Source organism: Paenibacillus alba (assembly GCF_013204855.1).
GTDB lineage: Bacteria > Bacillota > Bacilli > Paenibacillales > NBRC-103111 > Paenibacillus_E > Paenibacillus_E alba.
Genome location: NZ_JABMKZ010000009.1, coordinates 205620 through 213288, shown reverse-complemented (window position 1 = coordinate 213288; position 7669 = coordinate 205620). Strand labels below are relative to the sequence as shown.

Below are 7669 nucleotides of genomic sequence, written 5' to 3'. Positions count from 1 at the left end.
GGTCGGCTACGCATCGTCGCCTTGGTGAGCCGTTACCCCACCAACTAGCTAATGCGCCGCAGGCCCATCTATCAGCCACAGATTGCTCCGTGTTTCATAATTCTCTCATGCGAGAAAACCAATTATCCGGTCTTAGCTATCGTTTCCGATAGTTATCCCGATCTGATAGGCAGGTTACCTACGTGTTACTCACCCGTCCGCCGCTAAGCATTTCCCGAAAGAAATACTCCGCTCGACTTGCATGTATTAGGCACGCCGCCAGCGTTCGTCCTGAGCCAGGATCAAACTCTCCATAAAGATCTCCCCAAAAAGTGAAGCGAACCTCCGAAGAGAATTCCGATTACTTTCCGGGGGCCCCATAAGGGTCAGACAATTGCTTGTCCTATATCTGAAAGCTGAAATGCTCAATTGACTTGCTAGCGAGATTTTACAATCTCTTTTTTGAACGATTGCTCGTTCGTGCTTACTCACTCGTTGTTCAGTTTTCAAAGATCAATTTCTTTCGTTCACTGCCGTGTTACCGAAGCAGCGAGAAGTAATATACCATGTCGAAATTTGATTTGCAAGCATTTTTTTTAATTCTTTTTTTGAATGTTTCATGCTGCTGAAACCAACGTTAAATCGACAGATTAGCAATATACCATGGTTCCAACAGGATTACAACCTCCTGAGCAGACTTTCTCATCGATATCGCTAACTAGCCCTCTAACATCAACTATGGCAATAGATTTGCAATAATTTTATCAAAGCCCATGAATTTGATTCGTTTTCCCTGACGCCTGATCATGCTCCTTTTCTTTTATTATATGAAACAAGTTTTTAGTGTTAATGGAGTCTGAAGTTACGCCTCAAAAATGCAAAGAGACCAACAGCTTGTGCTGCCGGTCTCTTAACGCATTATCAGAACTCCACAACTTCAACGTTATCTGCGATAGCTATTTGATTATAAGTTCGGATACCGATTTTTCCTGCTGCAATGCTTGTATCTTGTACCGATAACCGCTCAACCCCATTGAGATAACCTTTAATCGTACTTCCCATCATAGAAAGCTTGAGGTTATAAACCGTATCCAGCGATATCGTTAATGGCAAATAACCCAATTCCGTAAACGTTCCGTTCACCTTTTTGAGCAATTGCAATTTACCCTCACCTTTATTCAAGCGCAAATGGTAGTAATTATTGTTGTCCATATATCTTCCGATAACGCCTGTCGCTGCCCCGGATGCTGTTGATTTCAACTTAACGTCCGCTTGGACGTCATAGTTCGTCCAAGCCGTATTTCCCGTCGTTGTAAGTGCCTCGCTTGCTGTGTTGGCAGACTGTTTGTAGGCATACGTCGCATCCATAACAAAGGACCAGCTTCCGCTGCTGGCGATCCAACCTTGCGCATCGCCGTCTTCGAAATTATCCGTCAGCAATGGTTGCATTTGAGGATTTTCTGAAAGATCTGGAGTCGTCGATCGAACATTGGAAAGTCCTGATTCAACCTCATTATTCAACGCGCTCACAGCAAAATAATATGTCGTGCCGTTCGTCAAACCGGTTATCGTATACTGGCCGACTGCAGCCAAATTGACGTTTACAACCGATGTCAGCGAACCTGCAGAGGTGCCATATTTCACCCTATATCCTGTCGCTTTCTCCACATTGTTGAAGCTTAGCGACACTTGGCCGTTACCGCTAACTGCCGAGTACAGAACCGGATTGGCTGTCGCCGCTGTGTCCGCTTTAGGCATAACAGACAATTCCTCAGACCAACCGCTTGTTCCGTAGTACGTCCCGTTAACGGATTTATCCATCTTCACTCGGAAGTAATACGTTATGCCATTGGTTAAACCACTGACTTTAAAAGCTCCATAATTCTTAATGTTATTCAACGTCTGAGTGTAGTTTCCGTTTGAAGTTCCATACTTGATCGAATACGTTGTTACATTGTTCGATTCATCGGCGAAAGTGCCTGACGCACCCGTATAACCAACATAGAAACCGCCATCCACACCAACCGCTTTCCACAATTTTGGCGGCAACAAACGCTGCGAATCCTGCGGTGTTGCGTTTACAATCCCGGATCCTGTGCTGTCTCCTTTGGCATTCGTCGCGACAACCGAAAATTGATAAGCCGTATTATTCGTCAGACCTGCAATATCAACAAAATCGTTGATTGTTGCAGCTGTCGTTTTGTTTAATATCGTTGTCCCGTATATGATCTTATGGGACTCTGCCCCCTCTGCTTTGTTGAACACCACGCGGACCCCGCCATCTGCAGGGATGATTTCCATGATCATAGCCGGTTTTGGCACAGAGAAGTAAGCTTCCTGCTCTTTCACTTCATGCTGCGTTGGAGAAACGACGGCGAACCGCTGCTTCAGAACGCCTGCTGCCGGAACCTTCCAAGAAATCGTCGTTGACCAGGCTGCATCTCCAGGATGCAGAACAGGAATATCCGTGATGCCTCCGCCGGTAACTTGATTGTTGTTATCGAAAACTTCCCATTTCAGCTTGTAATCATTCATCGTATACGAAGGCAAATCTATTGCGGCTCTAGGCGACAAGGTGATTTTAGTTGTTTGATCGGAACCGGCAGGAGATGGAGCCGCCGCCTGAACAAGATCAATGGATCGTACAGGACTGTTGGCATTTCTAAACTTCTCAAACCATTTCTTCTTCTCTCCCCAAACCGTCACTGCGCCCCAGGAACGATTTTGCGAAGCTGAGCTGCTCGTATAAGCACTTCTATAATCATTGTAAGTCCAAACGGAGGCGCCGATCACTTGCGGAATATTCTTGTAGGCATTCAGAACGGATGCAGGATCAAACGTGTTTGAGTCAGGATCTTCGCCTGTGAGACCAATGCCATACTCCGATACAAAAATAGGCTTGTTTGGGTATGTGCTAGCTACGCTAGATACTGATCCAAAACTACCGTACATGTTGATGAAAATAATATCCGAGAATCTTGCAGCGTCGGTTGTAAGTTTATTAAGGATTTTGTTAGTCACATAAGTCAGAAATCGGGAATTATCAAGGTTTTGTCTCACGAAATTAAACATGTGCTGTACATAATCATCTGGCTTCGTACCTGAAGCGATTTCATTTGCGACGCTCCAGCCGATAATACTCGGATGATTGTAGTCGGCTTCCACCATGTCTGTCACCCATTTTTCGGCAAGAACATGGCCTTGCTGATTCGTATTTGCCGGCGCATTATTACCCCAATACGGAATTTCCTCCACGATCAATATCCCGATTTCATCCGCATAGTCCAGTAAATCCGGGTCCTGTTGAGTATGAAAAATACGGGTCATGTTTACGCCTGCTTCTTTCATCGTATCCAGATCCCGTTTGATCAAATAATTGGGCTGGGTGTTGCCGTTCACCCGATCATCCGGCACGCGATTCGCCCCATTCAATCGGACAGGCTCGCCGTTGATTTTGAATTGTCCCGTGTTCCACTCGATTTTGCGGACACCGAACTGATTCAAAAGTTTATGTTTCAACATGCCGCCCTCGCGAATTTCCGTTTCCATGCGGTACAGATTCGGATGATCGAAATTCCACAGTTTAACCAAATTGGCTGGCAATGTCGTTTGCAGCGACAAGATTTGCTGCGCACGGGCAGCAACGGCTCCCGACGACGTGAATGCGCTGTCATTTATAGAACTCCAAACTAAATTTCCGGACGATTTATCATAGATTTTAGAACTCACCGTTAATATTTTGCTTGTTGCAGAAAGGTTTTGCGCCTTCACATCCACTTTGATGGACGCAGTACCGTTCGTTAGATCAGGTGTAGCAGTGATGTGCTGATACATCATTTTCGCATCTTGATTGATGACTAGATCCACATCTCTGGAGATGCCTCCCCAGTGCCACCAAGCGCTTCCATCCCACGTTTCCGCTAAATTATTCACTTTCACCACAACGATATTCTCAGCGCCATATTTCAATAACGGCTGGCCTGCGCCATCAAGCAGCGGCGTTCCGTCAGACTTGCTGACCAAATCCGCTTCGAAAGCCGAATAGCTACCCCTGTGATCGCTAACCACCTTGACACCATTTACCCAGACACTGGATAAATGTGCGACCGCGCCGAATTGAAGGCGAGCAGGAAATCCCTGCGCATCGGCAGGTACAGTGAACGCTCGCTGATACCACGCCGTTCCTTTGTATTCGCTATATTTATTTTCTGTATCCCAGTTCCCTGGCACTTTCATGGGCTCCCAAGCGGACCGATTAAAGGCGGGACTAAACCATGACTCGCTCTCCCCCCTATTAGAAGGATCTGTGATGAAGTTCCATGTTCCATTCAATGATATTTTGGATTCACCCGTCACTGGGTCTGGCCCGGCCGCTTCAACCCTTTGCACCGCTTGAATGTTCAGGAGGCCAAATAATAGTACCACCAACATGAATGCGCTTACAATTTTCGCTAATAACTTCACTGTCATATCCCCTTTCAATTAGGACTTAAATCCTCGTAATTGTTGTTGCCATATGTGAGTTAAAGCCAGCGGAGATCCTCCTCCTCTCATCAGCTTGACATTGTTTCTCTTATACACACCCAACTACGGCGTTACCCCAGTCGTTCGTTCGAACTAGCTGAGATCAAGAGCCGTTCCAGCTTCGGCGAGTATCCAAACTATATCATCGGCCATGATTTATTCGAAGGAACAAAATCGTGTTCTTGTAGCACAAAAGTTTGAGTTCACCTGAACTGCCTGAACAAACTGGGCGTCATGCCGAATTCTCGGCGATCCCCGCCCTGAATCTCCCCTTTTACATTTCAACTATTTTGCTATTCCACGTATATATCTATTAAAAATAGCCAAGTCTAGTAGCTATAACTCTATTAATTTATCTAAGAGGAGGAGCTATCATGTTTCGTAAAATTCGGTTTTTGACTTTAGTACTTCCTATATTGATTAGTTTATCTCAGGTGGAACCCGCTTACTCTTATCCTGTCGGTGATGAGGATTTGGGTCTCCCACCCTCTTACAGCATGTCATCCAGTAGAAGCGCTGCCGAACAAATCGAAGAACCTGCACCTGCCCATGTGCCTTCTCCCAGACAGTACCAAGTGAATCGAGGAGATACACTTTATAAGATTGCACGAGATTTCGATGTGGATGTCAGCATGTTAATTGCGAGCAACGATATTCAAAACCCTAACCGTCTTACCATAGGGCAGAGTATAACGATTCCAATCAGTGAGACAAACGGCGGCTTAACAAATGAACAACCTAAAATCATTCAAAAAGTGATAAACACAACACTCACAGCCTATACGGCAGGATTCGAATCCACAGGTAAAAAGGCATCTCATCCTGAATACGGAATCACCTACAGCGGCAAAAAGGCAAAAGAAGGCCGCACAATCGCCGTGGACCCCGCTGTGATCCCGCTAGGATCGACCGTTTTTATTGAAGGAATCGGCATACGTAAAGCCGAGGATATCGGTTCAGCCATTCGAGGTTCTAGAATTGACGTGTTCATGAACGATCTCAGTGAAGCTCAGGAATTCGGCGTAAAGAAAAATGTGAAAGTTTACTTATTAGCAAAAGAGAATGTGTAATTGTCTTGCAAATGATTATATGAAAGAAAGCCTCCATAGCGCCAAGTTTCGGCGACGAAGGCTTTCTTGAGCTGCTAGTACTTCACTATGTAGCCAATACTTGCTTTGAAATGTTGTTTACTTGCTGAATCTCGTCAGTAGAAAGGGTGAATTGCATCGCCTTCACATTTTCCTCGGCGTGATGCATTTTGGATGCGCCTGGGATGGCGAATACGGTGTCCCCATGCGCATGAATCATCCAATTCAGCGCAATCTGAGTTGGCGAGGCATCGTAATTATGTGCCAGCTCCTCGAGCAGATTAATCAGAGGCTGCGACTTACGCAAACCGGACTCGCGAAAGGCGGACGTCCATTTGCGAGGACCTTTGATGGCTTTTACCAGCGCGGGATTCTTATGGAACTTGCCGCTAAGGATACCCTGCTCAAGCGGAGAGTAGGCAATGATGGCGATACCCAGCTCTTTTGCTGCGTCCATGATGCCATTTTGCTCAATACGGCGATCGAGCAAGCTGTACTTCACTTGGTTCGAAATGAGCCGGAGCCCATGTTCGCGAAGTACACGATCGGCTTCTCGCATCTTCTCTGCGGAAAAGTTGCTAACGCCTACATTCTTGATGTGGCCCTGCTTCACAAGTTCAGCCATGGCATTCATCTCGCTGCGTACCGATGAAAACGAGTATGGTTGATGAACCTGATGCAGGTGAATTGTTCGATGATCCAGCAAGCGCATGCGTTCATTGATCGTCGACGTAATGCTGCTAGCCGTGCGGAATACCGGCCACCATTTCGTAGCGATATGAGCGCCATTCGCCAAAGCACCTGATTTGCGCAAAGCTTCAGCCAGCATCTGCTCGGATTGTCCTTTGCCGTACACTTCAGCCGTATCGAACCAATTGATACCGCCTTTCAGGCTGGTTTGAACGATGCGAAGTACATCATCTTTGCCCAGAGCCGGCCAGAATTTGCCGACCATCCCTTGCGCGTTGCTGAACTGCCAGCAGCCAAGTCCAAGGGGAGAAAGCGCTAAATCCGAGCTGCCCATTTTACGCAGCACCGTTTTACCGTCCATGAACATCCACCGTTCTTTCTTTATTTTGAAGTTGTATGTTGTCGTCGTTTCATGTATCTAACTTCTATTATAGGCTTAAGTTGGAAAGCACACAACGCGGGGACGATCACTAATTTGTATGGGTGCGGTCGCAGGTGCGGGTAATCGTGTTGGTACTGGTACTGGTGTTGGTGCGAATACTGGTGTTGGTCCGGATACTGGTGTTGGTGCTAGTACTGGTGTTGGTCCGGATACTGGTGCTGGTGCGGATACTGGTGTTGGTCCGGATACTGGTGCTGGTGCGGATACTGGTGTTGGTCCGATACTGGTGCTGGTGCGGATACTGGTGCTGGTGCGGATACTGGTGTTGGTCCGATACTGGTGCTGGTGCGGATACTGGTGCTGGTGCCGGTGCTGTTGCTACTGCTGGTGGTGTTAATCTGGGGGCCACGCATACGCTTATCGTTTCGGTTGCAGGTGCGGGTGCCTTGGAGCTTATAGCTCTAGCCATGACTATGACTCCACTTCCTTTGGCTCTTAGCTCTGGCTGCATAAATACCTGCAATTGTGCATCCTTTTGCGCTTGGAATAGCACATATTTCATATATTCCTGCGATTATGCAGGCTTTTGGGGCTCATTTCTGATTTTGGGATGAAAATGCTTGAAAAGCCTGCATAATCGCAGGCTTTTCCTCTTTTTAAACTATTTCGGTGCAAAAGCCTGCACTTTTGCAGTTTTCCACTCCTCTGATGGTGGAATAGGTGGCCGCCGCCCCATCGAGCATATAGTGTGATGCTGGATTTCAGCGTCTGGATGATCATCCGGGCTGAGTGTCGGCGAACCCATAACGGTGAATAAACTTCTGGATAATCATACAGGTTGAGTGCTAATCAATCCCTCAAGGGATTCCGCCTCTACACAATCCGACGCCTTCATTTTCGAGGCTGTCTCAAAAGTCAAAAATGACTGCGAGGCAGCCCTTCTGCTTTAGAGCCTCCAACTGGTACCGCCAGCCCTAACTGCAACCGCATCTGTAATTGCAACTGC

At 46.8% G+C, this 7669-nt stretch carries 3 protein-coding genes and 1 rRNA gene; 1 reads left to right on the top strand and 3 read right to left on the bottom strand.

Going from position 1 to position 7669, the window contains the following annotated elements:
- A 16S ribosomal RNA gene (locus HQN90_RS14785) occupies positions 1-297 on the bottom strand; the annotation flags it as partial.
- Between the two features lie 603 nt (positions 298-900).
- Complete coding sequence (locus HQN90_RS14780) at positions 901-4443, bottom strand: glycoside hydrolase family 2 TIM barrel-domain containing protein (protein WP_173219801.1); 3543 nt, start codon at positions 4441-4443, stop codon at positions 901-903.
- Positions 4444-4877: 434 nt separating this feature from the next.
- On the opposite strand from HQN90_RS14780, the gene HQN90_RS14775 reads away from it, so the two are divergent.
- A complete protein-coding gene (locus tag HQN90_RS14775) occupies positions 4878-5573 on the top strand; it encodes a 3D domain-containing protein (RefSeq protein ID WP_173219797.1) in 696 nt (231 codons plus the stop codon).
- An 85-nt stretch (positions 5574-5658) separates the two neighbouring features.
- Here the strand turns inward: HQN90_RS14775 and HQN90_RS14770 are convergent, their stop codons facing one another.
- Positions 5659-6642, bottom strand: a complete 984-nt coding sequence (locus HQN90_RS14770; RefSeq protein ID WP_173219794.1) for an aldo/keto reductase — start codon at positions 6640-6642, stop codon at positions 5659-5661.
- Positions 6643-7669 lie beyond the last annotated feature (1027 nt).